The following is a 24,687-nucleotide window of genomic DNA, read 5'->3' as shown; positions in this document are numbered from 1 at the left end:
GTGGTTACGGAGTTACGCAGCCACGCCGGGCTGCTGCCCCGGCTGCTGGGCGGCGCGGGCGGCATCGTGCAGCTGGCGCACCAACGGCATCAATTCGGAGATGCGGCAGCAGCACGACAGGCGCGGGGCTTTGCCCAACGGGCTACCAGCGAGGGCGGCCAGGCTGCGGGCGGGGTCAGCTACGAACGGAACGGGGGCCGACGCGTCGGCGGGTGCGCGATGGGTAATTTTCATGGGTGAAAATGGACCGGGTGAGCCCGGCCGCCGGAGCGGCCGGGGTAAGCGCGGGCGGCTACTTAGCCACCAGCGTATCGATGAGGTAGCCGTTGTTGGCCACAAACTTCAGGTAGTAAGTCCCCGCTTGGGTGGGCACGAAATTGTATGTGGTTTGCAGCGGCGTGGCGGGCACGGCGCAGTTGCAGGTGCTGTAGCGCACGGTCACGTTGATGGTGCGGGTATTGGTGTTGGCGGGGCTTTGGCCCTGCTCCGAAAGCGCGTCGAACACGCCGCAGCCGGTACCGGGCAGGTAGTCGAGCAGGTAGGTGGCGGGCTGGTTCACGGCAATGGTTTTGGGACCCACGGCTTTCACAATGGGCGTAGTCAGGATGACCTCGCAGGTATCGGCCTGGGTTTTGAGGCAGCTGGTGAGGCTAAAGGCGCTGAGGGCAAGGGCGGCAAACAGGTAATACTTCATAAAGTCAAGAGGCGGGGCGGGGCCAAAGGGTTGGCTTCGGTAACTGGTAAATGATTGGCTAGGGCAAATTTACTTGCCACCGTGCCACCCGCCGCCCACCCGCACCCTAACTCACCTGGGCAAATAAATCCAATTGCTGGGTTACTAGCGCCGAGCGCACCGACTTGCCCCCGAACAAAATCTGGCGGCGCACCTGCTGGGCATCGAGCTCACCCAGGGCCGCCGGGGCCATGCCTCGCGCCGTGAGAAAGTGCCGCGCCCGCTTCATCACCACCCCAAACTGGGTGAGGTGCTCGGCCGTGAGCGAGCTGAAACGCCGGGCCTGCACAATGCGCTCGGCCGAGCGCGCGCCCACCCCGGGAATGCGCAGAATCATGGCCCGGTCGGCCACGTTCACATCCACCGGAAACAGGTGGCGGTTGCGCAGCGCCCACGCCAGCTTGGGGTCAATTTCGAGGTCGAGATACGGGTGCGCGGGGTCCAGAATTTCGTCGGCCTCGAAGCCGTAGAAGCGCATGAGCCAATCGGTTTGGTACAGCCGGTGCTCGCGCACCAGGGGCGGCTGGGTCACCTGCGGCAGGCGCGCATCGTCGGTAATGGGCACGTAGCCCGAGTAGTACACCCGCTTCAGCCCGTAGCCCTGGTAGAGGCTGTCGGAGAGCTTAATTATCTGTAAGTCATTCTCATCGCTCGCGCCCACGATGAGCTGGGTGCTTTGGCCGGCGGTGGCAAACTGCGGCACCTTCTTGAAGAGCGCCTTCTCCTCCTTGTTCTGAATAATGCCGTCCCGAATCTGGCCCATTGGGGTCAGAATCTCGGCGTAGTTCTTTTCCGGGGCCAGGTTTTGCAGCGCCAGCTCTGAAGGCAGCTCGATGTTCACGCTCAGGCGGTCGGCATACAGGCCGGCCTCATGGATGAGTTCGGGCGACGCGCCGGGGATGGTTTTGACGTGGATGTAGCCGTTGAAATTGTGCTCGGTACGCAGCGTTTTCGCAATGCGCACCAGCCGCTCCATGGTGTAGTCGGGGCTGCTGAAAATGCCGCTGCTCAAAAACAGCCCCTCGATGTAGTTGCGGCGGTAAAAATTGATGGTGAGGTCCACCACTTCCTCCACCGTAAAGGCGGCGCGCTTCACGTCGTTCGAGCGGCGCGACACGCAGTAGGCGCAGTCGAAAATGCAGTGGTTGGTGAGCAAAATCTTCAGCAGGCTTACGCAGCGGCCATCCTCGGTAAAGCTGTGGCAGATGCCCATGCCCTCGGCGTTGCCAAGGCCCTTCTGCTCGTTTTTGCGCTTGCCGCCGCTGCTGCTGCACGATACGTCGTACTTGGCGGCGTCGGCTAATATGCTTAGCTTTTCCTGAATGCGCTCGTTCATCTATGCGAAAGGTGTTAGCGAGGGTAAAAGTAGTGCCGGCCAATGAGATTGGCAAGCTTTTCATAAGCTAATTTTTTTAGAAAAAGTTTCCCGTTTTTCGCACTTTTAACTGGCCAGGTAGGGGGTAGCGCGGACTCGCAGAGTCCATGCTACCTCTTGGCTACCTACGCCCGCACCGACGACTGCCGCACCACCAGCGACAGGGGCAGCACGAGCTGCTGCAGGGTGGGGGCCTCGGGGCGGCCGGGGGCCAGCTTTTCGAGCAGCACGTTTATCAGGGCTTCGGCCAGGGCCTCTACGGGCTGGGCAACGGCCGTGATGGTGGGCGTGTGCAGCCGAAATAAGTCGTTGTCATCGAAGGAGATAACGGCCAGCTCCTGCGGAATGCGCCGCCCGAGCCGGGCAATGGCTTCGAGCCCGAAAATGGTGAGCGGATTGTTGGCAAACACGATGGCCTCGCAGTCAGCGTGCGCCTGCAAAAACTGATATATGGCCGTGATGCTCTGCTCCTTATCGCCCCCAAAGGCCAGCGGAATACGCTGTACGCTGGGCGGCAGCCCCTGCTCGCGCATGGCGCGGTGGTAGCCCCGGAGGCGGGCGGCCATTTGGGTCTGTTCCGACTCGGTGGTGAGGAATGCCACGCGGGCCAGGCCCTGGTCGAGCAGGTGGCGGGTGGCCTGGTACACGCCGGCCTCGCCATCGACCACGATGTAGTCGGTGGCGAGGCCGGGCAGGTAGCGGTCGAAGAGCACGACGGGGAGATTGTTGAGCAGCAGCGCCTCAATCTCTTTTTCTACGCCGGCGGGCGGGGCAATGATGTAGCCATCAAGGTGTTGGTCCTGAAACATGACCAGCAGGTCGCGGGCCTTGGCCGTGTCGTTGTCGGTGCTGCAATACACAATGCGGTAGCCCCGCGCAAAGGCGTGCCGCTCGATGAACCAGGCTATGGTGGCAAAAAATGGATTCGATATGTCCTCGATTATCAGGCCGATAACGTGGGTTTTGCCGGTGCGCAGGCTTTTGACCAGCTGGTTGGGTTTGTAGCCCACTTCCTCCACGTAGGCGAGCACGCGCGCGGCCAGCGCATCGCTGATGCGATGCTCCTTGGCCTTGCCGTTGAGCACCAAAGAAACCGTGGCAATAGAAACCTCTAAGTGCTTGGCAATGTCGTGAATGAGGGTACACTTTTTCAAATTGGCTGGGCTGGAAAACGGCTACGCAGCTAGGTAGGCCGCGCCGAATACCCCGGCGCTGTCGCCGAGCAGGGGCTTCACAACCGGCGCCTCAAACTGGTGGTTGAACACGTACTTGCCAATGCTGACCACCCCTGCTTGGTGGATACAGTCAATATTACCCACGCCGCCGCCAATAGTAATCACGGCGGGGCCGAGCACGTTTACCACGGCGCTTAGGGCCCGGCCAAAAAAGCCGGTGAGCCAGCGCATGGCTTAAGTAGCTACGGCATCGGTGCTGGCCTGGGCACGGGTCACAATCTCTTATAAATCAAGCTTCTGGCCGCTGTGCTGGGCGTAGTAGCGCTCCAGGGCCAGGCCGACCAGGATGCTTTCGTTGCAGCCCTTTTTGCCGCAGAAGCAGCGGTAGCCCTCGGCCTCGCTCAGGTAGTTGTGGCCCCACTCGCCGGTAATGCCGTGAAAGCCCTCTATAACGTGGCCGTTCACCACCAGCCCCCCGCCTACCCCCGTGCCCAGAATAATGACGAATACCACCCTGGCGTCCGGAAACTGCTGCTGCACCACGCCCAGCCGAGTTTCGGCCAGGGCAGAGCAGTTGGCATCGTTGGCCAGCACTACATCCATTCCCAGCCGTTGCGCCAATCTATGACACAATCACTTGATTTCAAGCACTTTATAGTTATATTTTTTCATCAATCCGTTCTTCGGGATGGTGGTGCCGGGCGTGCCGATGCCCACCCGGGCGGCGCGGTAGCCAGCGGCCGTGGCCATGTGCTGCACCAGCAGCGCCAGCTGCCTCATTGTGCACGCGTAGCTTTAGTCGGCCCCGGTGGGCAGGCGGTGGCGAAACAACACCTCCGGCTCCTGGGCCGAGCGCAAAATTACGCCCTCCAGCTTGGTGCCCCCCAGGTCGATGCCCTGGAGGTTTTGCTGCGCATTAAATTTTTCGATAGGACTTGCCACCACTTGTTCTGTTTTAGGCATGGCTTAGGGGTACGCAGCTGGCATGGCCCGGCGCAAAAAGTACTGGCAGCCGGCGCGGAAGCGGCCGATAAATAGGGGTTAAAAAAACGTTGCTAAACCCTTTGAGCAAACCAGGCTTTTTCGCGCCGCAACTCCGAGAAAGGTCTTACCTTTTCGGTATCGTTCAGGCAGCCCTGCTTCTTTTTTTCCTCTCCGAATGCTCAAGCTTTTTTCTGGCCTGGCGGCGCTAGCCCTGCTGGCCGGCTCGCCGGCCCTGGCCCAAACGCCGGCTACCCCCGCTTCCCCTACCGCCGACCCCGCCCAGTGGGTGAACCCGCTCATGGGCACCGACTCAAAGCCCAGCCTGTCCAATGGCAACACTTACCCGGCCATTGCGCGGCCGTGGGGCATGAATTTCTGGATGCCGCAAACCGGCAAAATGGGCGACGGCTGGGCCTACCAGTACGGGGCCGACAAAATCCGGGGCTTCAAGCAAACGCACCAGCCCTCGCCCTGGATGAACGACTACGGGCAGTTTGCCCTCATGCCCATTACCGGCAAGCCGGTGTTTGACCAGGATGCCCGCGCCAGCTGGTACTCGCACAAGGCCGAGGTGGCCGAGCCCAACTACTACCGCGTGTACCTGGCCGACCACGACGTGACCACCGAGCTGGCCCCCACCGAGCGCGCCGCCAGCTTCCGCTTTACCTTCCCCAAAACCGACAGCGCCTACGTGGTGATTGACGCGCTGGATAAGGGCTCGCACGTGCAGGTGCTGCCCCAGCAGCGCCGCGTGGTGGGCTACACCACGCGCAACAGCGGCGGCGTGCCCCAAAATTTCAAGAACTACTTCGTGCTGGAGTTCGACCGCGACTTCACCAGCACCACGCTGTACCAGGACTCGCAACCCGCCGCGGCCGGCGTGCTCACCGTGACGGCCAACCACGCCGGGGCCATCGTGGGGTTTAAAACCCGCAAGGGCGAGCGCGTGAATGCCCGGGTGGCCTCGTCGTTCATCAGCCCCGAGCAGGCCCTGCTCAACTTGCAGGAAATCGGTGATAAGGACCTGGAGGCCGTGCGCCAGCAGGGCCGCGCCGCCTGGAACCAGGTGCTGGGCCGCATCGACGTGGCGGGCGGCACGCCCGACCAGCAGCGCACCTTTTACTCGTGCCTGTACCGGGCGCTGCTGTTTCCGCGCAAGTTCTACGAGCTCGATGCCAGCGGTAAGATAATGCACTACAGTCCCTTTAACGGGCAGGTACTGCCGGGCTACCTGTATACCGATACTGGTTTTTGGGACACGTTCCGGGCCTTGTTTCCCTTCCTGAACCTGCTGTACCCCGAGGTGAGCGCCGAAATTCAGCAGGGCCTGGCCAACGACTACCGCGAAAGCGGCTGGCTGCCCGAGTGGGCCAGCCCCGGCCTGCGCAACGTGATGGTGGGCAACAACTCGGCTTCCGTGGTGGCCGATGCCTACCTCAAGGGCGTGCGCGGCCAGGACATGAACGTGCTCTACGAGGCCCTCACGCACGGCGCCAACAACGCCGGCCCGCTGGAGGCCGTGGGCCGCGCCGGCGTGCAGTACTACAACAAGCTCGGCTACGTGCCCTACGATGTCAAAATCAACGAGAACGCGGCCCGCACCCTGGAGTATGCGTATGATGACTTTGCTATCTACCAGCTGGCCAAGGCGTTGGGTAAGCCCAAGAAGGAAATCAACCTCTACGCCCAGCGCAGCCAGAACTACCGCAAGCTATTTGACAAGGAAAGCGGGCTGATGCGCGGCCGCAACCAGGACGGCACGTTCCAGAAGCCCTTCAACCCCTTTAAGTGGGGCGATGCCTTTACCGAGGGCAACAGCCTGCACTACACCTGGTCGGTGTTTCACGACGTGCAGGGGCTGGTGGATTTGATGGGCGGCCGGCAAAAATTCGTGGCCACGCTCGACACCGTGTTTGCCCTGCCGCCGAAGTTCGATGCCTCGTACTATGGCAGTACCATCCACGAAATCAGGGAGATGCAGATTGCGGGCCAGGGCAATTACGCCCACGGCAACCAGCCCATCCAGCACATGATTTACCTCTACAACTACGCCGGCCAGCCCTGGAAGGCGCAGTACTGGGTGCGCGAGGTAATGGACCGCCTCTACCTGCCCACCGCCGACGGCTACTGCGGCGACGAGGACAACGGCCAGACCTCGGCCTGGTACGTTTTCTCGGCCCTGGGCTTCTACCCCGTGTGCCCCACCGTGAACCAGTACGTACTCGGCGCGCCACTCTTCCCCAAAGCCACCCTGCACCTGCCCGGCGGCAAAGACGTGGTGCTGAACGCGCCCCAGAACTCGGCCGCCAATCGGTACGTCAATAAGCTGACCCTCAATGGCAAAGCCTACGATAAGAACTACCTCGACTTCGAAACGCTCAAGCAAGGTGCCACCCTTGACTTCGAGATGAGCGCCGCGCCCAACAAAACGCGCGGCACCGCGCCGGCCGCCGCGCCGTATTCTTTCTCCAAAGCCAAGTAGCGCGAAGTTTCCACTTCGTGCACGAGCGCAGCGAGTAGGGCCGGTGGCGCAGCTTGCCACCTCACGTCGCTACTCGCTGCGCTCGTTCGCAGGCTAAAGCCTACGCTACACCCACTCCCATGAATCGTAGAACATTCGTCGGCAACGCCTCCTTGCTCACCGCCAGCCTGGCCCTTCCCACCACTATTCTGGCCGCCGCCGCGCCCGCTTTCCCGGTGGTGCGGCCCGCGGCTGGTAAGCGCCGCTTTCGCAGCAAGGCCGTGGAGGCGGCCATCACCGAGTTCAAGAAGAAGGTGAAAGACCCTGAGCTGGGCTGGCTGTTTGAGAACTGCTTCCCGAGCACCCTCGACACCACCGTAACCTACGCCGAGCGCCAGGGCCGGCCCGATACCTACGTCATCACCGGCGACATCGACGCCATGTGGCTGCGCGACAGCTCGGCCCAGGTGTGGCCGTATCTGCAACTGGTTGACCGCGACGCACCGCTTAAACAGCTGATAGCCGGCGTGATAAACCGCCAGACGCACTACGTTAATAAAGAACCCTACGCCAACGCGTTTTACGGCGACGATGCCAAGGTGGGCGAGTGGGCCACCGACCACACCGCCATGCAGCCCGGCGTGCACGAGCGCAAGTGGGAAATCGACTCGCTGTGCTACCCCATCCGGCTGGCCTACCACTACTGGCAGAAAACCGGTGATACCCAGCCCTTTGACGCGCAGTGGCAGCAGGCCATCGGCACCACGCTGCGCACCTTTCGGGCCCAGCAGCGCAAGGATGGGCCGGGGCCCTACAAGTTTCAGCGCCTCACCAGCACCTCTACCGACACGCAGCCGCTGGGCGGCTACGGCTACCCGGTGCGGCCGGTGGGCCTCATCGCCTCGGCCTTCCGGCCCAGCGACGACGCCACGCTCTACCCCTTCCTGATACCCAGCAACTTCTTCGCCGTGGTGAGCCTGCGCCAGGCCGCCGAAATGCTCACCGCCCTGGCCCCCGCCGAGGCCGCCACCGCCACCGACTGCCGCGCCCTGGCCGATGAGGTAGAAGCCGCCCTGCGCCAGCACGCCGTGGTAGACCACCCCCAGCACGGCAAAATTTACGCCTACGAAATCGACGGTTTCGGCAGCCAGCTTCTCATGGACGATGCCAACGTGCCCAGCCTCGTCACGCTGCCCTACCTGGGCGCGGTGCCCCTCACTGACCCCATTTACCAGAATACGCGCAAGTTTTTGCTCTCCGAGGCCAACCCGTTTTTCTTCAAAGGCACGGCGGCCGAGGGCGTCGGCGGCCCGCACGTGGGCCTGGATATGATTTGGCCCATCGCCATCACCACCCGCGGCCTCACCAGCCAGGACGACGCCGAAATACGGGCCTGCATCCAAAGCCTCAAAACCACCCACGCCGGCACCGGCTACATGCACGAGTCGTTCCATAAAGACGACCCCAAGAAATTTACCCGCGCCTGGTTTGCCTGGGCCAACACTATTTTCGGCGAGTTTCTGTGGAAAGTATACCAGGAAAAACCGCAGCTTTTAGCCTGATAATGAGCGTCAAAGCGTAATGCCGGGTGGCACCACGCCCTGCCACGGCCTGATTAAAGCGGTTTGCAGATGAGCGTGTTTAGCGCAGTTCCTAAGTCAGTGTACAGATTGGCTGGGGCGGGCTGCCGACCTGGAAACTGCCCTAAGTGGTGCATCAGAAGCAAGGAGGCGCGCATCCTCCACAAGCCCTAGGCCCGCCGGGCCTTGTGCCCGGACACGCCGTAGAACAGCAAAAACAAGTAGCACGGAACCACCAGCCAGTAAGCGTGCTGGGGCGACGAATAGTCGGCCAGCAGGCCGTAGAGGGGCGGCAGCACCGCCCCCCCGGCAATGGCCATAATCAGCAGCGACGAGCCCAGCTTGGTGAAGCGCCCGAGGCCCTCAATGGCCAGCGGCCAGATGGCCGGGAAAATCAGCGAGTTGGCCAAGCCCAGCAGCGAGATAAACAGCACCGAGGTGTAGCCGTGGGTGAAGAGCGCACCCAGCGCAAACAACACCCCCGTCACGGCCGAAACCTGCAAGGCCCGCTCCTGCGAGATGAACCGCGGGATGGCCACAATACCAATGCCGTAGCCCACAATCATGGCTACCAACGTGCAGGTGGTGAAAAACTTGGCGGTAGCCAGGGCAATGCCCTGCGACGCACCGTAGCTGATGATGGTGTCGCCGGCAATTACCTCCACGCCCACGTAAAAAAACATGGCCAGCGCACCCAGCATAAGGTGCGGAAAGTGGAAGATGCTCGACTTGTTGGTGTTGGCGGCGGCCACGGTTTCGTCTTCGTGGTCGGTGTCGATTTCGGGCAATGACGAGAAGTAGATGAGCACGGCCAGCACCACCAGCACGGCCAGCATGAGCAGGTAGGGCGTCACCACGCGGGCGGCCAGGGCATCGAGCGCGGCGGCTTTGTCGGCCAGGCTCAGGGTTTTGAGGCGCAGCACCAGGGCGTCGGCATCCTTGAGGGCCACGGCCCCCAGGGCAATGGGCGCCAGCGCGCCCGCCACCTTGTTGCAGATGCCCATGATGCTGATGCGCTTGGCGGCGCTTTCGCGCGGCCCCAGGATGGTGATGTAGGGGTTGGCCGCCGTTTGGAGCACGGCCAAGCCGGTACCCTGCACAAACAGACCCAGCAAAAACAGCGCGTAGGTGCGCGTGAGTGCCGCCGGCACAAATAGCAGCGCCCCCGCGCCCATCACCAGCAGGCCCAGCGACATACCCTTCTTAAACCCGGTGGCCTTCAGCACCCAGGCCGACGGAATGGCCATCACCAAGTACGAAATGTAGAAGGCGAACGCGACCAGGTAGGCTTCGAAGTTGGTGAGCTCGCAGGAGATTTTCAGGTACGGAATCAGCACCGAGTTGAGCCAGGTAACGAAGCCGAAGATGAAAAACAGCGACCCGATAATGACAATCGACTTGGTGGGCTGGCTGGTGGCCGGCAGGGCCGGCGCGCCGGCCGTGGTAGCTACTTGGGGCATAGGATAGCGGGTTGAGAAATCAGTTGGGCAAAGGAAGCCCGTAAGCTACGCGGCCGGGGCGGCTTATCGCACCACCAACTCATCGGCAAGCAGCCAGGCAGTTGATTCCCTGGCCCCCGCGGCGGCCGTTTTGGCCCGCACGTTTTTGGCCGTGACGCGCCCAAACCGGGCCTTATTTTTTCCCAGTTGGCCCTCACCTCCCCAATGGAGCCGCCGACCGGAGCCGCCGACACGGGCGCCGAACACACCGTTTTGTAGGTGCGGTCGTCCGTCGAAACGGCCACTTTCAACGAAGTTGGCAGCACAATCTTGTCCTCCGGCTTTTGCAGAAACGTGCTGCGCACGCTGCTGACTTCGGTGGCCTGGCGCAGGTCGAGCGTAGCCGCCAGGGCGGCTAACAAACTTTTAATCATGGCGTTAGCGCACAGGTTGGGTAGGATGTAGGATGCTGCTTCACGTGGCACAGCGCCGCCACGCCCAACACGGCCGCGCCACCCATAGCGTAAAACATAACTGATTTATTATTAGATAGTTACACAAAAAGTACTAATATTAAAGCGCTCGTGCAGGCTGCCACGAAAATAGCCAAGGCTCCCGCTATGCCCCTGGGTACGCCGCATGGCCGGTCCGCCAGCTGGCGCCGGCGGACCGGCCATGCGGCGCTTTTTTTCTTAAAAGTGCCAGCGCACAAACGCTTTCATGGCTTCGTAATCGGCCAAGCCGAGGCTGTCGTATTGCCGGGCGATTTCGCGGTTGCGGTGCTCGGCGCGCACCCAGAATTCGCGGGCGTCGTCGCCCGGAAACACCGGCGTGTCCTTCTGGCTCTGGTGCTTGAAAATGGCGTTGCGCTTGCGCGTCACCTCCCGCGGCGACAGCGGCACGGCCATCTCAATCTCGTAGGGCTCAAGCCACGCGCCGCGGTACATCCACACCCAGCAGCCCTCCACCCAGGCGTGGGTGGGGCGCAGGCGGCGCAGCGCCTCGGTCACAATGTGGAAGCAGGTAATGTCCGTGCCGTTGGGGTCGGCAAAGTCGCCGGCCAGAAAGAGCTGGTGGGGCTGCACTTGCTGCAAAAGCGCCATCGTCAGCTCGATGTCCTTGTCAGTCACCGAGTTCTTGGCCGTTTTACCCGACTCGTAGAAGGGCAGCGCCTGGAAGTGAATGTGGTCGTCGGACAGCCCGGCGTAGCGCGCGCCCGCAATGGCCTCGCTCTTGCGAATGAAGCCTTTTACGTTGCGAATCTCCTGGGCATCAACCTGGTTAGTTTGCTTCTGCTGGATAAACGCGCGCATGTTTTCGTACACCGTGCGCAGCTCGCGGGCGTCCCTGCCCAGGCTGGTTTCGAAGTCGATGGCAAACTCTACGTAGCGCAGCACGTCGTCGTCCTACACGGCCGTGTTGCCCGAAGTTTGGTAGGCCCCGTGCACATCATGGCCCTGGTCGATGAGGCGGATGAAGGTGCCGCCCATCGAAATCACGTCGTCGGGGTGGGGCGAAAAGATGATAACCCGCTTCCGGGCCGGCAGGGCGCGCTCGGGGCGCTGCGAGTCGTCGGCCCCCGGCTTGCCACCCAGCCAGCCGGTAATGGTATGTTGTAACTTATTGAAAACATGAATGTTAATAGCATAGGCCGGCCCCTGCTCAGTAACCAGCTGCGCCATACCGTTGCCGTTGTAATCTTCCTCGGTGAGCTTGAGAATGGACTTGCCCAGGGTGTTCGAGAGCCAGATAACGGCTTTCTTGATGAGGCGCTCGTCCCACACGCAGTCCTTCACCAGCCAGGGCTTATCGAAGCGCGTGAGCTCGGCAGCGGCGGCCTCGTCTACAATAAACTCTACATTATCAGCTAGTTGCAGGTACGTGGCCGGCACTTCACTCGATACCTCACCCTCCACGGCCTTCTTGATGATGGGCGCTTTCTTGCCGCTCCAGGCCATCAGAATAATCTCGTGGGCCTTAAAAATGGTGCCCATGCCCATGGTAATGGCCTTGGTGGGCATGTACTCCTTGCCGCCAAAATCGCGCGCGGCATCGCGGCGCGTGAGGTCGTCGAGCGTCACCAAGCGCGTGCCCGAGTTGGGGGCCGAGCCGGGCTCGTTGAAGCCCGCGTGCCCGGTGCGCCCAATGCCCAGCAGCTATAAGTCGAGGCCGCCGGCCTCCTCAATCTGCCGCTCGTAGTTGAGGCAGAAGGCCGCCACCGCATCGGGGCCAGCGTGCCGTCGGGAATGTGGATGTTAGCCCGCTCGATGTCGAGGTGGTCAAACAGGTGCTCGTTCATGAACGTCACGTAGCTCTGCGGCGACATGGGCTGCATGGGGTAGTACTCGTCGAGGTTGAAGGTCACCACGTTGCGAAAGCTCAGGCCCTCCTCGCGGTGCAGGTGCACCAGCTCCTCATACACGCCCACCGGCGTGGCCCCGGTGGCCAGGCCCAGCACGGCCTGCTCGCCGCGCGCCTGCTTGCTGCGGATGAGGGCCGCGATGCGGGCCGCCATCTGCACGGCCGCCGTTTCCTTGTCGCGGTACACGGTCACCGGGAGCTTTTCAAAACGGGTGGCCTCCAGGAGGTTCAATCTGTGCATGAGGGGTAGCGTAGCGTTGTGCATAAGGGCAAAGCCAGGAAGATTTGCGAAAGGGCGAAAGTAGGCAAGCCTATGCGGGGTATCTGCCTGGCCCGCGCGCTACCGCCGAGCGCGGTGTACCCCACCGGCTTAGGCAACCCAAATTGCGCCATGCCCCGGTCCGCCGGCGCCAGCCGGCCGACCGCTTGTCGTTGCGCAGCCCGCGCCGGTCAACGATAACCAGTCCGCCGGCTGGCGCCGGCCGACCGGCCAGGCTTCCCCGCAAGCTGGCACTTGCCTGGGCGGCGCGCTGGTTTGCAACGTGGGTTGCGTAGCCAACGGTTGCGGGCCTACCCAAGGACAGGCGGGTAACCGAAAAATACAATGGGCTTTTTGAAATTTGCACGCAAAATCCTTAGCCTGAGCGGCTGGCGCGGGTGGCAACCGGGGGCGGCCCGGCTCGCCTCCGTAACTTGCGCATAGTGCTGCCGCGCCCCATGCCCTGCTTTTCGCTTCGCCTGTTTTTTGTGCTGCTTGCCGGGCTGCTGCTCGGCGGGCGGGCGCGCGCCCAAGCCCAGACCACGGAGTTCAGCCCGCGCCTGGCCGTGCCTCCCGATTCGCTGCACGCCAAAAACGCCGCGCCCCTGCCCGCCGACTCGCTGGGCCGCCGCTTCGACGAGGCGCGCGTGCGCCTGAGCCTGGAGCGCTACACCCGGCGCGGCACCATTGTGGGGCGCGGGCTGGCGGCGTTCTTCCGCTTTACCCGCCCGCAGCAGGAAGAGCACGGCCTCGACGCGGTGCTGCTCAACCGGCAGTTCGACAAGCATAATTTCAAAGTGGTGCGCCGCGTCACCATCACGCCCTTCGATGCCTTTGGCTATAGCCTCAACGACTCGCTGCGCCAGCCGCGCACGTTTTTGGAGCGCTCGGGCAATGCGCTGCACATTCGCACGGCGCGTTCGCGCATTCGGCAGGTGCTGCTGTTTCGGCCGGGCCAGCCGCTGCTACCCCAGGCCCTGGCCGAGAGCGAGCGCCTGCTGCGCCAAACCGACGAAATTCTGGACGCCCGCGTGCTCGTGAACGAGGGCACCGCCACCCGCGACAGCGTGGATATTCTAGTTTATACTACCGATGTGTTCAGCATCACGGCGGGCTACGAGCTGCGCGGTGGGCCGGGCTCGGCCATCGCCACGCTGGGCGACCAGAACTTTCTGGGCCTGGGCCACCAGCTCGACAACCGCTACCAGTATGGCCGCGACCTGCCCCAAACCTGGGGCTACGAGGCCACCTACCGGGTGCCGTTTCGCAACTTCGTGTACGCCCAAGGGCATTATTTTAACGAGTTTGAGTCGCACTCGGGCGGCGTGGCCGTGCAGCGCGACTTCTACTCGCCCAGCGCCCGCTGGGCCGGGGCCTTCACGGCCGACATTTTCAACCTGCGCGTGGTGCTGCCCCGCGATGTGCCGCTGCCCGGCCAGCCGCCCGATTTCCGCATCCGCTCCTTCACCAGCCAAAGCCTGTGGGTGGGCCGCGCCCTGCGCCTGCGCTCCTACGACCTGGGTTATGAGAACCCCGGCCGGCTCATCATCGCGGCCAGCGTGGCCCACGAAAACCACACCACCAACCCCACCGCCACCCTCGAAACCCCCGCCGGCAGCCCCGACGACCGTACTCGCACCCTGGTGCTAGGCTCGGTGGGCTACTCGGTGCGCCGCTACTATAAGGATAAGTACCTCTTCGGCTTTGGCCGCACCGAAGACGTGCCGGCCGGCACGCTGCTCAGCCTCACCACGGGCGTCGAGATGAACCCCGTGGGCCCCCGCCGCTACTTCGACGTGCGCATTGCCGGGGCCGGCTACTCCGAGCGGCAGGGCTATCTATATGGCAGCCTGAACTTTGGCACGTTTCAGCGCGTGAACGATGGCGGCTGGGAACAGGGCCTGCTGAGTGGGCAGTTCTTGTACTTTACGCGGCGCTACCGGGTGGGCAACTACCAAAGCCGCCATTTACTGAGCACCCGCGTCACGGCGGGCTTCAACCGCTACCCGGCCGAGGTGCTGCTCAGCGGCATCAACAGCAACCCCGACGGGGTGCGCGGCTTCCGGCCCGTGGGCCAGATACTGGCCACCAGCCGCTTTTTGGCCAATTACGAGGGCACCGTGTACACGCCGCTCTCGCTGCTGGGCTTCCGGGTGGCCGTGCTGGCCTTCGCCGACCTGGCCGTGGTAAACGAGCGCATTGGCGGCGGCTCGCCCTTCGGCAGCAGCGCCCCGGTGTATTCGGGCATCGGCATCGGCTTCCGCTTCCGCAACGAGCTCACGGTGCTGCGCACGTTTCAATTGCTGCTGGGCTACTACCCGCGCGGGCAGCTCAGCGCCAACGGCTTGCGCCTGTTCGAGAGCAACCGCGACTCGTATCAATTCAGCGATTTCAGCTTTGGCCAACCCAGCGTGGTACAGTACGGCTCACAGTAGATAACTAGCTGTTATTCTAGTTTTTATACCTAACTCACTAACTACTGTTACCACGGATGGCGCGGGGCTCTGCTCCGTGTCAGTTAGTAGCAGGTTTCTGGCCTGCAATCGTTGAACAATCAGACGCGGCTTCGTGCAACGAGCGGACCAGCGCCCCACGAATAACCGGCACGGGGCAAGGCACCGTGCCGGTTACTTTCGGGAATAACTCCCTAATTTACTAGTCGTTACGAAATTCAATGGGAATGGTGCACGACACCCGCACGGGGTGACCCTGCTGCCGGCCAGGCTGCCAGGGCGGCATCAGCCACACTAGGCGCAGGGCCTCTTCGTCGAGGCCGTGGCCGCGGCCCCGCGCCACGGTAGCATCCGTGATGCGGCCCTCCGCATTCACCACGAAGCGCACGTACACTTTACCCGTAACTCGCTGAAATTTAGCCGCTTCCGGGTAGCGCATGTTTTTGGTCATATAGCCGACCAGCGCCTCTTCCCCCCCCTTAAACTGCGGAATAATTTGGGGGTTCACAAAAATGGAGTCGGGGTAAAACGCCGTTGACACTGGGCCAGCAGGCTTAGTTATGCTGCCCTCAGTGGGCGGGGCCACTATCTCCAACACGGGGCTCTTTTGAGCCATCGCCGAACTAGCCACTCCCAGACTAGCTGCCAAATAAAAGTAGATTATTTTCAAACTAAATAAAATTAAAATAGTGCAAAAAATAAAGCCCATCAGCACTACAAAAATAAGGGTTTAACCTGTATTATTGCAAATTATCAAAATGTTATTCACGATGCTTATTGCGCATGAGGCAGTCGAATCAGGACTGCCGACAACTTGGCGGCAGCCAGTTGGTAAGCCTGCAAAGCAGCACCCAATTGGTGGCTAAAAACGGCGGTGTAAGCCAGGTACGTTGCGTGTTACGCGTCCGGATTGCCGCTCATTGTGCGGCATTTATTGCGGTTGCTAAGCAAGAGTATGCGCCCCGGTCCGCCGGCGAAGCCGGCCGACCGGTTATCGCGTGAACGATGCCGGAGCGACTGGCCAAGAGTACGCACCCATCTCACCAATTGTCGCGTGAGCGATGGTGGAACGACTGGCCGACCGGCGCACGTAAGCACCAACGCGCCTGGTGGCTCTAGCGGGGCTGCACCAGCCGCGCCACTTCGGCGCTGGGCCCGATGGTGGCCACGCTACCAGCGTTAAAGCGCAGAAAATCAGCTTCTACCCCATCGGAGAAGATGACGCCGCCGCCGGGCATCAGCGACTCGACGCGCAGCGGCCGGCCGGTAGCGAGGCGGCCGGCCACCAGGTCGGCCTGGGTGCGCTGGCTGCGGAAAGGCTCGCGCACCACAAATAGCAGCTCGCCGGCGGTGGGCGCAGCGGGCGGCGGCAGCGGGCGCACCTGCGCAAAGGCCTCCACGCCCTGCGTCATATTAAAAATGGACGACAGCCAGCCCGTGCTGCCGGCCGGCGTGGCCACAATGATGCCCGACGACGAGTGCTCCTCGGTGCGGTCGGTGAACGTGAGCCGGTAGCGGGCCGACACGTGCGAGGCCGCGCCAATGAATAAGTCATTGAATGCCAGCAGCCTTTGGCCATCTTGCAAAGTGGCCTGGGCCAAGTACTGGGTGCGCACCGGGTAGTCGGAGCCCTTGGCCACGGCCTGCACGGCGGCGCGGCAGGTATCGGGCCGGAAGGGCAGCAGCACGCCGTCGTAGCGGTCGGGGTCGGGGTTGACGGCCACCAGCGGGCGGCCGCGCACGTACTTGGCGGCGTTGGCCACCAGGCCATCCTGGCCCACCACTACCACCACCTGGTCGTCGGCGAAGATGAAGGAGGGCAGAAACTCGCGGTCTACCACTTTGCTTTTTACCACTTGGCTCAGCTCGCGCTGCACCCGGCTCAGGGCCTGCTCAAAGCGCTCGTGCTCAGCCTGGTACTCGTCGAAGTTGCCGCCGGTGCGCTCCAGTATGAAGCGGGCCTGGGCGGCGGTGTTGTAGCGGGCCGTGAGCTGTTCGAGCCGGGTTTTGGCCCGCACGATAATGGCGTATTCGATTTTGGGCATGGCGCGGGGCTAGCGGCGGCCCTTGTTGGGGTTGGGAGCCGGCTCCGGCGCGGGCGGCGCGGGGCGGCGCGGCGCATCGGGGCCGTTGCTACCCAACACGTTGTCCAGCAGGTTGGGCGTGATGTTGAGGGTGCCGATTTTGGCGGCGTTCTCGGCCATTTCGCGGAAGGCCAGGCTGATATTGAGGCGCGGGTCGGGGTTGTTTTGCAGCGCCGTGAGCGTGCGCCAGTCGAGGTCGCGGAAGGGCCGCAGGGTGGCCTCGGTTACGTAGCCCTGGGCATCGGCAGCCAGGCGCTGGTTGGCGGTTTGCTGGGTTAGCAGCCCGGCGCGGCTGGCCTCCACGGCAATGTCGGCCTGCACCTGCAGCTCGCGCAGTTTGCGCTCATTGGCAGCGCGTTGCAGCTGGGCTTCCGAGCGCTTTTCGTCGATTTGCTTGCGCTTTTCCTCCACCGCAATGTCGGTATTCAGCTCGCTTTCCTTGATGCGGCGCTCCTGCTCCACGGCAAAGTTGCGGCGCTCGTACACGGCCTGGTCGGCCTCTTGTTGCAGGCGCTCGCGGGTTTCGGCTTCGAGGGCGCGCTCCATCTCGGGCGTGGCCTTCACGGCTAAGATGTTGATGCCCAGCACTTCAATGCCGAGTTGCGTTACGGCCGGCGAACTTTGCAGGCCTTCTTTAATCTGCGCCTCAATCTGCTTGTTCGAGCGAATAGAATCCTTTAAGCCCAAGCTGTGTACGTAGGCCGAGGTGGCAGCCTGCGCCTCATTCACGAGCCGCTGGTTGAGCTTTTCGAGGTCGTTCTTCTTGTAAATCCCAAAGCTATTCACCGTAAAATCAAGCAGTTCGGCCAGCTGCCTCGGCTCGCGCACCCGGTAACTCAGCTGCCCCTGAATGGTGATGCTCTGGTAGTCGGCCGTGGTTTCGTTGAAGATGAATGGTAAGTCATTCGAGGCCAGCGGCACCGCCGCGATGGAGCTGCCCAGCGTGCCGTAGAAAAAGGCCAGCCCACGCCCCTCGCGCACCACTTTCCCGTTTTTATACTGAATAACGTAGGTGACCGAATCGAATTTAGCGTAGCTGAGGCCGAACATAGGCAGAGGGATAAAAAGCGGAGCGGTCAAACTTACGCCAAACTCACTTCGCGCGGCAGTTGTGCCGGGTGGGTCGTTTGCCGCAAAAAAACCGGCACACCCATTTTAGCCCGACCTTTGCCCCAGCCAGGTACCCGCAACCAGGCACCCGTAACCCCCAGAACCATGCTCCAGCTCGGTGATTTTAACGACCTCGAAATAGCCCGCGAGGTCAGCATTGGCCTCTACCTCACCAGCGACGACGGCGACCTGCTGCTGCCCGAGAAGTACCGCCCGGTAGGCGCGCACGTCGGCGACGTTATCCGCGTATTTGTGTACCGCGATTCGGAAGACCGCCTCATTGCCACCAACTTAGAGCCCCTGGCGGTGGTCAACAGCTTTGCCGCCCTCACCGTGCGCGACATCGGCGCGCCCGGCGCGTTCCTCGACTGGGGCCTCGAAAAAGACCTGCTGCTGCCCCACGCCAACCAACGCCAGGCCGCCCGCACCGGCGACCGCGTGCTGGTGTACGTGTACCTCGACGATGCCACCGACCGCCTCGTGGCTTCGGCCAAGTGGCAGCAGTTTCTCAGCCCCGAGCCCTTCGTAGGGGCGGCCGGCGAGGCCGTGCAGGTGCTCATCGGCGAGGAAACGCCGCTGGGCTACTCCGTTATCGTAAATGGCACCCACGCCGGCCTGCTCTACTCGAACGAGGTGTTTCGGCCGCTGCGCGTTGGCGAAGTATTGCCCGGCCACCTGCGCCAGATTCGGCCCGATGGCAAGCTCGACGTGCGCCTCGGCCAGGCCGGCTACGATGAGGTCGAAACCGCCTCGCGCCTCGTGCTGGCCGCCCTGCGCGCCCGCCCCGACGGCCGCCTGCCCCTCGGCGATAAAAGCCTGGCCGACGACGTATACCGCCGCCTCGGCATGAGTAAAAAGGTGTTTAAGAAGGCCTTAGGCTCGCTTTATAAGCAAGGCGTAGTGGTGCTGGGGCCGGAGGAAACGCGGCTGGCAATTTCCGAGTAGGCGCGCGGTCGCCTGAGTCCATTTAGCCCGTTGAGCCAAAGCTCAGCGGGTTTTTTTTGTGCGTAGAGGTGCCTGCTTGGCTGGAGCGGGTATTGCTTCACTCAACGGCGATAAACAGCGGATTCTTAACTTATAACTGCTAAATACGTTATAAAACGTACTAAACAGTTTTTAAACTGCTTTATCAGTTATACATTTGGCCCATGGAGGAATTAACCAAAACCGAGGAGCCCATCATGCAGGCGCTCTGGAAGTTAAAGCAGGCGTTTGTGAAGGATATCATTGAGCACCTGCCTGATGTGCCCAAGCCGCCCTATAACACTGTGTCGTCGGTGGTGCGCATTCTGGAGCGTAAGGGCTACGTGGGCTTCAAGGCCTACGGCAAGACCTACGAGTACTTCCCGCTCATCAGCAAGGCGCAATACCGGGCGCAAAGCCTCAAGCGCATGCTGGCCCGCTACTTCGACGACTCGCCCACCGCCCTGGTTTCCTACATGGTGGAGGAGTCGCTGAACCCGAAGGAGATTCAGCAGCTGCGCAAGCTGCTCGACGAGGACGAGGCCAAGGGGACGACCGGCCGTGGGTAGCGGCTTCTTCTGGTACCTGGCGGCCGCCACGGCCTGCCAGGGCGTGTTTGCGCTGGGCTACTGGCTGCTGCTGGCCCCGCTTTCCACCTTCGGCCGCAACCGCGCTTACCTGCTGGGTACCCTCGTGCTGAGTGTGGCGCTGCCGCTGGTGGCGCTGCCCGCGGCCTGGGCGCAGCTGCTGTGGCCCACGGGACCGGCCGCGGCCACGCTACCGGTGTGGCACTTTGGGGCGGGGGCCGCCCTGGCTCCGGCGGCGGCCGCGCCCACCGGCATTTCGTGGCTGGGCGGGGCGCTGGTAGTGTATTGGGCGGGGGTGGGCTACCGGGGGTGGGGCACGGCGCGCCACCTGGGCTGGCTCTACCGCCTCAGCCGGCGGCACCCGCGCACGCGCCTGGGCCGGGGCTGGCTGGTGCAGCTGCCCGCGCCCGGCCGACCGGCGTTTTCGTTTGGGCGCTGCGTGTTTTTGTCGCCCGCCCACGCCCAGCTCAGCGCCGCCGACTACGCGCTGCTGGTGCAGCACGAGCAGGTGCACGGCGCGCAGCACCACTCGCTCGACCTGCTGCTGGCCGAGGCCGTGGGGTGGTTTTTCTGGTTTAATGGCCTCGTGCCCTACTACCGACGGCAGCTGCGCTTGGTGCACGAGTACCTCGCCGATGCCGCCGTGACGCGCCCGGCCGGCACCCGCGCGGCCTACGGGCGCTTGCTGCTCAAGCTGGCGGCCGGGCCGCTGCCCACCGCGCTGGTGCACCCTTTTGCGGCCCGGCAGGTGGCCAGGCGCATTCACATGCTCACTTTTCCTCCTTCTTCCCCCATGAAAAAGCTTCGTTTTCTGTTGGTTATGCCAATCGCCGCCCTGGCCTGGGTAGGCGCGGCGCTGCTCGGCCCCGCGCCATCGGTAGCGGCCGGCTTGCCCGGTACTAAGCCGGTGGCCAAGGCCCAGGGCCGCATTGGCACCATTACCTGGCAGGGCAACCAGTTTCTTTCCACCGCCCAGCTCAACCAGGCGCTGGGGCTCAAGCCGGGCGACCCTTACTCGAAAGAAGCGCTGGCAACTACGCTCGCCTACCGGCCCGACAACAGCGACGTTACCTCGCGCTACATGGACCAGGGCTACCTGTTTTTTCAGGTCACGCCCAGCGCCACGCCCCGGCCCGATGGCGCTACCGACCTGCTCCTTACCATCAGCGAAGGCCCAGTGGCTCACATCAATAGCATTACCGTGCAGGGCAACAAGAAAATACCCACTGCCGATGTGCTCGCCTTACTGCCCCTGCGCAAAGGCGAATTGTTCAGCCGGGCCAAGCTCGTGCAGTCGCAGCGCGCGCTGGCCGAGAGTGGCTTTTTTGACCCGGCTAAAATCGGCATCAACCCCCAGCCCAACCCGGCCACGGGCTTAGTCAACCTCGAATACACGGTGATTGAAAAGTAGGTAAGGAAGCGTTTTTTTCGCCTCAAAAATTTGCTTTTCCCCAAAAGCGTTGTTCCTTTGCCCCCGCAAACCGACCACAACCCATGCCTTTCTCCGCAACCGTTTCGCAAAGCTGGTGGCACTCAACCTTTCCAAAAGGCTGAGCATTAGGCATATATAGTTGGTTGAACCCTTAGAGATTCTCCAAGCCCGCTGCTCACCGCAGCGGGCTTTTTTGTTGTCCTGTCATTCCGTTTTCCTCTACCATGTCGGCCGCTACTGCCACCACTCCCGCCACTATCGTTCATAGCCGCCACCGGCGCCTGCTGGCCGATACCCTCACACCGGTGAGCCTGTACCTGCGCCTGCGCGACCAGTTTGTGGGCACGCTGCTGCTCGAAAGCTCTGACTACCACGGCAATAGCAACAGCTTTTCGTACCTGTGCTTTAGCCCGGTGGCGCGGTTTGAGCTGGATAAGAACCAGCTCACCACCCAGCACCCCGGCCAGCCGGCCACCACCAGCACGCTGGCCGACCCGCGCCAGGCGCTCACGCAGCTGCGCGAGTTTCGGAGCAGCTTTCGGCCGGCCGCACCGTCGGGGTTGCCCTTCATTACCAACGGGTTGTTTGGGCACATGGCCTACGAGGCGGTGCAGTATTTTGAGGACGTGACGCTGCGCGACAAGCCCGGCGTGAGCACCGTGCCAGCCATTGTGTACCAGGCGTTTCGCTACGTTATCGCCATCAACCACTTCAAGGAGGAGCTGTATCTATTTGAACATCAATACCTTACAGAGGGTGAAGAGCCGGTGACCGATACGCTCGACGCCATCGAGTCGATTATTCAGAACCGCAACTTTGCCACCCACGGCTTCCACCTCACCGGCCCCGAAACCTCGAACGCTACCGACGACGAGTTTCTGGAGCTGATTCGGCTGGGGCAGCACCACTGCCAGCGCGGCGACGTGTTTCAGATGGTGCTCTCGCGGCGCTTTCAGCAGGGGTTTCAGGGCGACGAGTTTAACGTGTACCGGGCGCTGCGCTCGCTCAACCCGTCGCCGTACCTGTTCTTTTTCGACTATGGCAGCTACAAGCTGTTTGGGTCGTCGCCCGAGTCGCAGATTGTGGTGAGCAAGGGGCAGGCGGTACTCTACCCCATTGCGGGCACCTTCCGGCGCACCGGCGACGATGCGGCCGATGCCCAGCTGGCCCAGCAGCTCCTCGACGACCCCAAGGAAACCGCCGAGCACGTGATGCTCGTGGACCTGGCCCGCAACGACCTCAGCCGCCGTTGCGACGTGGTGGCCGTGGAGCGCTTCAAGGAAATTCAGTACTATTCGCACGTTATTCACCTGGTTTCCAAGGTAGTGGGCCAGCTCGGCCCCGACACCGAGCCGCTCGACGTGGTGGGCGAAACCTTCCCGGCCGGCACGCTTTCGGGCGCGCCCAAGTACCGCGCCATCCAGCTCATTGATGAGTACGAAAGCACGCAGCGCGGCTTCTACGGCGGCTGCATCGGCGCGCTCGACTTCGGCGGCGACTTCAACCACGCCATTATGATTCGCACGTTTCTGAGCAAGGATAACACGCTGTATTTCCAGGCCGGCGCGGGCGTGGTGGCCAAGTCGGTGCCCGCCAATGAGTTGCAGGAAGTGCACAACAAGCTGGGCGCGCTACGCGCGGCCATGCAGCAGGCCGAGCAGGTGTAATTAATGAATGCGTAATCAATAACGTTCGTCATGCTGAGCGCAGCGTAGCGGAGTCGAAGCATCTCTACCGCTTCGTTGAGCGGTGCGGAGGAAGCGGCCAAGATGCTTCGACTCCGCTGCGCTGCGCTTAGCATGACAGCTTAAAAAGAATTTCAATAATGCCCATTCTAGTTCTCGACAATTACGACTCCTTCACCTACAACCTCGTGTATATGCTGCGCGAATTGGGCCAGGAAGTAGACGTGTTTCGCAACGATAAAATCAGCCTCGATGAGGTCGATAAGTACTCGCACATTCTGCTGTCGCCGGGCCCCGGCATCCCGAGCGAGGCCGGCATCATGCCCGAATTAATTAAACGCTACGCGCCGACCAAGCATATTTTGGGCGTTTGCCTGGGCCACCAGGCCATTGGCGAAGCCTTTGGCGGCCAGCTCGCCAACCTCGGCGAGGTGCACCACGGCGTAGCCCACACGCTGCACCAAACTCCCGAAGCCGCTGATAACCGGCTCTTTAACGACGTGCCCGACAACGTGCGCGTGGGCCGCTACCACTCCTGGACCATCGCGCCCGAAGGCGTGCCGGCCGAGTTGCGCATCACGGCTTTGGACGAAAACGGCCAGGTGCTGGCCCTCGCCCACCGCGACTACGACGTGCTGGGCGTGCAGTTTCACCCCGAGTCGGTGCTCACGGAGCACGGCAAAACCATGCTGGCCAACTGGGTCAATGGGTGAACCGTGCCCATGCCATATGTCATTGCGAGCCTGCGAAGCAATCGCACCCGCCCGATACCCGAATGACTCGTTCTGATGCGATTGCTTCGCAGGCTCGCAATGACAGCTGTAAAAATCTAATCTATAAGCAGTAGCACCTTGAAAGATACTCTAAATCACCTCTTTGCCTACCGCACGCTGCCCCAGGACGAGGCGCACCGCGTGGTGCTCGGCATTGCCCAGGGCCAGTACAACCCCGCCCAGATTGCCGCTTTCCTCACCGTGTACCTCATGCGCAGCGTGACGGTGGAGGAGCTGGCCGGCTTCCGCAACGCCCTGCTGGAGCTGTGCCGCCCCGTGGACCTCGGCGGCGTCGATGCGATGGACGTGTGCGGCACCGGCGGCGATGGGCGTAACACGTTCAATATCTCCACGTTATCGGCCTTTGTGGTGGCCGGCGCGGGGCAGCCAGTGGCTAAGCACGGCAACCACGGCGTGTCGAGCATCAGCGGCAGCAGCACGGTGCTGGAGCACATGGGCGTAAAATTCACGGCCGATAACGACGCGCTGAAGCGCCAGCTTGACGAGGCCAACATCTGCTTTTTGCACGCGCCGCTGTTTCACCCGGCCCTCAAAAACGTGGCACCGCTGCGCAAGGAGCTGGGCGTGAAAACGTTTTTCAACATGCTGGGGCCACTCGTGAACCCGGCCCGGCCGCGCTTGCAGCTGGTGGGCGTGTTCAGCCTGGAGCTGGCGCGCCTCTACGCCTACCTGCACCAGCAGGAGGCGGGCCGCGAATTCCTCATCGTGCACAGCCTCGACGGCTACGACGAGGTATCGCTGACCGGGCCGGTGAAGCTCATCAGCCGCCAGGGCGAGGAGCTGCTGTCGCCCAGCGACTTAGGCCTGCCGCAGACTACGCCCGAGGCGCTGTTTGGCGGCGACACGGTGGCCGAGGCGGCCACTATTTTTCAGCGTGTATTGCGCAACGAGGCCCCCGCCGCCCACCGCAACGCCGTGCTGGCCAATGCCGCGCTGGCCCTGCGCACCGCCGGCCGCGCCGCTAATGTGGCTGAAGGGTTGGCCCAGGCGGCTGAGTCGCTGGATAGTGGCCGGGCGCGGGCCGCGTTTGAGAAGCTGCTGGCGCTGGGGTAGGCGGGGCCTCATCCCCCGGCCCCCGATTCGCTTTAAGTGCCTATCCGAATAGGGAAACAGCGTCACCCAAAAAGACAATTGTACCACGTAATTCGGGCGCAGGCAAAATGGAGCATGGCCAGGTAGTTTTCCGGCTTTTTGGCCCAGCGGATGAGCAGG

General features: G+C 62.6%; 23 protein-coding genes and 2 pseudogenes. 9 read left to right on the top strand and 16 right to left on the bottom strand.

Annotated features, from left to right (window positions below; genetic code table 11):
- Positions 1-12: 12 nt before the first annotated feature.
- The 7 genes and pseudogenes from QMK33_RS16950 to QMK33_RS16920 form a co-directional block, all read right to left on the bottom strand.
- The gene (locus tag QMK33_RS16950; protein WP_283565805.1) at positions 13-234 is read right to left on the bottom strand and encodes a hypothetical protein; all 222 of its coding nucleotides are present in this window, start codon (positions 232-234) and stop codon (positions 13-15) included.
- Between the two features lie 58 nt (positions 235-292).
- Positions 293-694, bottom strand: coding sequence for a hypothetical protein (locus QMK33_RS16945; RefSeq protein ID WP_283565804.1), 402 nt, complete (start codon positions 692-694; stop codon positions 293-295).
- A 106-nt stretch (positions 695-800) separates the two neighbouring features.
- Positions 801-2,069 (bottom strand): putative DNA modification/repair radical SAM protein, encoded by a 1,269-nt coding sequence (locus QMK33_RS16940; RefSeq protein WP_283565803.1) that lies wholly within the window; start codon positions 2,067-2,069, stop codon positions 801-803.
- A gap of 164 nt (positions 2,070-2,233) precedes the next feature.
- Positions 2,234-3,262 (bottom strand): LacI family DNA-binding transcriptional regulator, encoded by a 1,029-nt coding sequence (locus QMK33_RS16935; protein WP_283565802.1) that lies wholly within the window; start codon positions 3,260-3,262, stop codon positions 2,234-2,236.
- A 21-nt stretch (positions 3,263-3,283) separates the two neighbouring features.
- Positions 3,284-3,904: pseudogene (locus QMK33_RS16930) on the bottom strand (ROK family protein).
- A gap of 12 nt (positions 3,905-3,916) precedes the next feature.
- A complete protein-coding gene (locus QMK33_RS16925) occupies positions 3,917-4,063 on the bottom strand; it encodes a hypothetical protein (protein WP_283565801.1) in 147 nt (48 codons plus the stop codon).
- 15 nt (positions 4,064-4,078) lie between these two features.
- Positions 4,079-4,246 (bottom strand): hypothetical protein, encoded by a 168-nt coding sequence (locus QMK33_RS16920; RefSeq protein ID WP_283565800.1) that lies wholly within the window; start codon positions 4,244-4,246, stop codon positions 4,079-4,081.
- A 319-nt stretch (positions 4,247-4,565) separates the two neighbouring features.
- Here QMK33_RS16920 and QMK33_RS16915 point away from each other — a divergent pair, with 319 nt between their 5' ends.
- Positions 4,566-6,749, top strand: coding sequence for a GH92 family glycosyl hydrolase (locus QMK33_RS16915; RefSeq protein ID WP_502867074.1), 2,184 nt, complete (start codon positions 4,566-4,568; stop codon positions 6,747-6,749).
- Between the two features lie 119 nt (positions 6,750-6,868).
- A complete protein-coding gene (locus tag QMK33_RS16910; protein WP_283565798.1) occupies positions 6,869-8,290 on the top strand; it encodes a glycoside hydrolase family 125 protein in 1,422 nt (473 codons plus the stop codon).
- Between the two features lie 188 nt (positions 8,291-8,478).
- Here QMK33_RS16910 and QMK33_RS16905 read toward each other — a convergent pair whose 3' ends face one another.
- From QMK33_RS16905 to QMK33_RS23505, 5 genes are all read right to left on the bottom strand, one after another.
- A complete protein-coding gene (locus tag QMK33_RS16905; protein WP_283565797.1) occupies positions 8,479-9,768 on the bottom strand; it encodes a sugar MFS transporter in 1,290 nt (429 codons plus the stop codon).
- Positions 9,756-10,181: a hypothetical protein gene (locus QMK33_RS16900; protein ID WP_283565796.1), complete on the bottom strand. Its 426-nt coding sequence runs from the start codon at positions 10,179-10,181 to the stop codon at positions 9,756-9,758. Before QMK33_RS16900 ends, QMK33_RS16905 begins: the two co-directional genes overlap by 13 nt.
- Positions 10,182-10,439: 258 nt before the next feature.
- Positions 10,440-11,144 carry a glucosamine-6-phosphate deaminase gene (locus QMK33_RS23515; RefSeq protein ID WP_349361771.1) on the bottom strand — a complete coding sequence of 235 codons (705 nt, stop codon included), beginning with the start codon at positions 11,142-11,144 and terminating at the stop codon, positions 10,440-10,442.
- A 9-nt stretch (positions 11,145-11,153) separates the two neighbouring features.
- Positions 11,154-11,894, bottom strand: a complete 741-nt coding sequence (locus QMK33_RS23510) for a hypothetical protein (protein WP_349361775.1) — start codon at positions 11,892-11,894, stop codon at positions 11,154-11,156.
- The gene (locus QMK33_RS23505; protein ID WP_349361770.1) at positions 11,825-12,349 is read right to left on the bottom strand and encodes a 6-phosphogluconolactonase; all 525 of its coding nucleotides are present in this window, start codon (positions 12,347-12,349) and stop codon (positions 11,825-11,827) included. The genes QMK33_RS23510 and QMK33_RS23505 overlap by 70 nt, the downstream gene beginning before the upstream one ends.
- Positions 12,350-12,855: 506 nt before the next feature.
- Here QMK33_RS23505 and QMK33_RS16890 point away from each other — a divergent pair.
- Positions 12,856-14,802: a hypothetical protein gene (locus QMK33_RS16890; protein WP_283565795.1), complete on the top strand. Its 1,947-nt coding sequence runs from the start codon at positions 12,856-12,858 to the stop codon at positions 14,800-14,802.
- A 220-nt stretch (positions 14,803-15,022) separates the two neighbouring features.
- Here QMK33_RS16890 and QMK33_RS16885 read toward each other — a convergent pair whose 3' ends face one another.
- The 3 genes from QMK33_RS16885 to QMK33_RS16875 form a co-directional block, all read right to left on the bottom strand.
- Positions 15,023-15,436: an energy transducer TonB gene (locus QMK33_RS16885; RefSeq protein ID WP_283565794.1), complete on the bottom strand. Its 414-nt coding sequence runs from the start codon at positions 15,434-15,436 to the stop codon at positions 15,023-15,025.
- 499 nt (positions 15,437-15,935) lie between these two features.
- A complete protein-coding gene (locus tag QMK33_RS16880; RefSeq protein ID WP_283565793.1) occupies positions 15,936-16,865 on the bottom strand; it encodes a diacylglycerol kinase catalytic domain-containing protein in 930 nt (309 codons plus the stop codon).
- Between the two features lie 9 nt (positions 16,866-16,874).
- A complete protein-coding gene (locus QMK33_RS16875) occupies positions 16,875-17,954 on the bottom strand; it encodes an SPFH domain-containing protein (RefSeq protein WP_283565792.1) in 1,080 nt (359 codons plus the stop codon).
- A 165-nt stretch (positions 17,955-18,119) separates the two neighbouring features.
- Between QMK33_RS16875 and QMK33_RS16870 the strand changes: the two genes are divergently transcribed.
- From QMK33_RS16870 to trpD, 6 genes are all read left to right on the top strand, one after another.
- Positions 18,120-18,959, top strand: coding sequence for a CvfB family protein (locus tag QMK33_RS16870; protein ID WP_283565791.1), 840 nt, complete (start codon positions 18,120-18,122; stop codon positions 18,957-18,959).
- A gap of 203 nt (positions 18,960-19,162) precedes the next feature.
- On the top strand, positions 19,163-19,546 hold the full coding sequence (locus tag QMK33_RS16865) for a BlaI/MecI/CopY family transcriptional regulator (protein ID WP_283565790.1): 384 nt from the start codon (positions 19,163-19,165) through the stop codon (positions 19,544-19,546).
- Positions 19,539-20,975: a POTRA domain-containing protein gene (locus QMK33_RS16860; protein WP_283565789.1), complete on the top strand. Its 1,437-nt coding sequence runs from the start codon at positions 19,539-19,541 to the stop codon at positions 20,973-20,975. Before QMK33_RS16865 ends, QMK33_RS16860 begins: the two co-directional genes overlap by 8 nt.
- A 245-nt stretch (positions 20,976-21,220) precedes the next feature.
- Complete coding sequence (locus QMK33_RS16855) at positions 21,221-22,663, top strand: anthranilate synthase component I family protein (protein WP_283565788.1); 1,443 nt, start codon at positions 21,221-21,223, stop codon at positions 22,661-22,663.
- A gap of 158 nt (positions 22,664-22,821) precedes the next feature.
- Complete coding sequence (locus QMK33_RS16850) at positions 22,822-23,394, top strand: anthranilate synthase component II (RefSeq protein ID WP_283565787.1); 573 nt, start codon at positions 22,822-22,824, stop codon at positions 23,392-23,394.
- A 138-nt stretch (positions 23,395-23,532) separates the two neighbouring features.
- Entirely contained in the window at positions 23,533-24,528 is a 996-nt protein-coding gene (trpD, locus tag QMK33_RS16845; protein WP_283565786.1) for an anthranilate phosphoribosyltransferase, read from the top strand.
- Positions 24,529-24,590: 62 nt separating this feature from the next.
- Here trpD and QMK33_RS16840 read toward each other — a convergent pair.
- Positions 24,591-24,687, bottom strand: a pseudogene (locus tag QMK33_RS16840) (IS5/IS1182 family transposase); the annotation flags it as partial.

It is taken from the genome of Hymenobacter sp. H14-R3, assembly GCF_030063445.1.
Taxonomy (GTDB): domain Bacteria; phylum Bacteroidota; class Bacteroidia; order Cytophagales; family Hymenobacteraceae; genus Hymenobacter.
This window is presented reverse-complemented; position numbering and strand designations above follow the sequence as displayed.

Bases quoted from the DNA above. Each gene is read 5' to 3' on its own strand.
- QMK33_RS16950 (WP_283565805.1), bottom strand. From the start codon at position 234: ATGAAAATTACCCATCGCGCACCCGCCGACGCGTCGGCCCCCGTTCCG.
- QMK33_RS16945 (WP_283565804.1), bottom strand. From the start codon at position 694: ATGAAGTATTACCTGTTTGCCGCCCTTGCCCTCAGCGCCTTTAGCCTC.
- QMK33_RS16940 (WP_283565803.1), bottom strand. From the start codon at position 2,069: ATGAACGAGCGCATTCAGGAAAAGCTAAGCATATTAGCCGACGCCGCC.
- QMK33_RS16925 (WP_283565801.1), bottom strand. From the start codon at position 4,063: ATGAGGCAGCTGGCGCTGCTGGTGCAGCACATGGCCACGGCCGCTGGC.
- QMK33_RS16920 (WP_283565800.1), bottom strand. From the start codon at position 4,246: ATGCCTAAAACAGAACAAGTGGTGGCAAGTCCTATCGAAAAATTTAAT.
- QMK33_RS16915 (WP_502867074.1), top strand. From the start codon at position 4,566: ATGGGCACCGACTCAAAGCCCAGCCTGTCCAATGGCAACACTTACCCG.
- QMK33_RS16910 (WP_283565798.1), top strand. From the start codon at position 6,869: ATGAATCGTAGAACATTCGTCGGCAACGCCTCCTTGCTCACCGCCAGC.
- QMK33_RS16905 (WP_283565797.1), bottom strand. From the start codon at position 9,768: ATGCCCCAAGTAGCTACCACGGCCGGCGCGCCGGCCCTGCCGGCCACC.
- QMK33_RS16900 (WP_283565796.1), bottom strand. From the start codon at position 10,181: ATGATTAAAAGTTTGTTAGCCGCCCTGGCGGCTACGCTCGACCTGCGC.
- QMK33_RS23505 (WP_349361770.1), bottom strand. From the start codon at position 12,349: ATGCACAGATTGAACCTCCTGGAGGCCACCCGTTTTGAAAAGCTCCCG.
- QMK33_RS16885 (WP_283565794.1), bottom strand. From the start codon at position 15,436: ATGGCTCAAAAGAGCCCCGTGTTGGAGATAGTGGCCCCGCCCACTGAG.
- QMK33_RS16880 (WP_283565793.1), bottom strand. From the start codon at position 16,865: ATGCCCAAAATCGAATACGCCATTATCGTGCGGGCCAAAACCCGGCTC.
- QMK33_RS16875 (WP_283565792.1), bottom strand. From the start codon at position 17,954: ATGTTCGGCCTCAGCTACGCTAAATTCGATTCGGTCACCTACGTTATT.
- QMK33_RS16870 (WP_283565791.1), top strand. From the start codon at position 18,120: ATGCTCCAGCTCGGTGATTTTAACGACCTCGAAATAGCCCGCGAGGTC.
- QMK33_RS16865 (WP_283565790.1), top strand. From the start codon at position 19,163: ATGGAGGAATTAACCAAAACCGAGGAGCCCATCATGCAGGCGCTCTGG.
- QMK33_RS16855 (WP_283565788.1), top strand. From the start codon at position 21,221: ATGTCGGCCGCTACTGCCACCACTCCCGCCACTATCGTTCATAGCCGC.
- QMK33_RS16850 (WP_283565787.1), top strand. From the start codon at position 22,822: ATGCCCATTCTAGTTCTCGACAATTACGACTCCTTCACCTACAACCTC.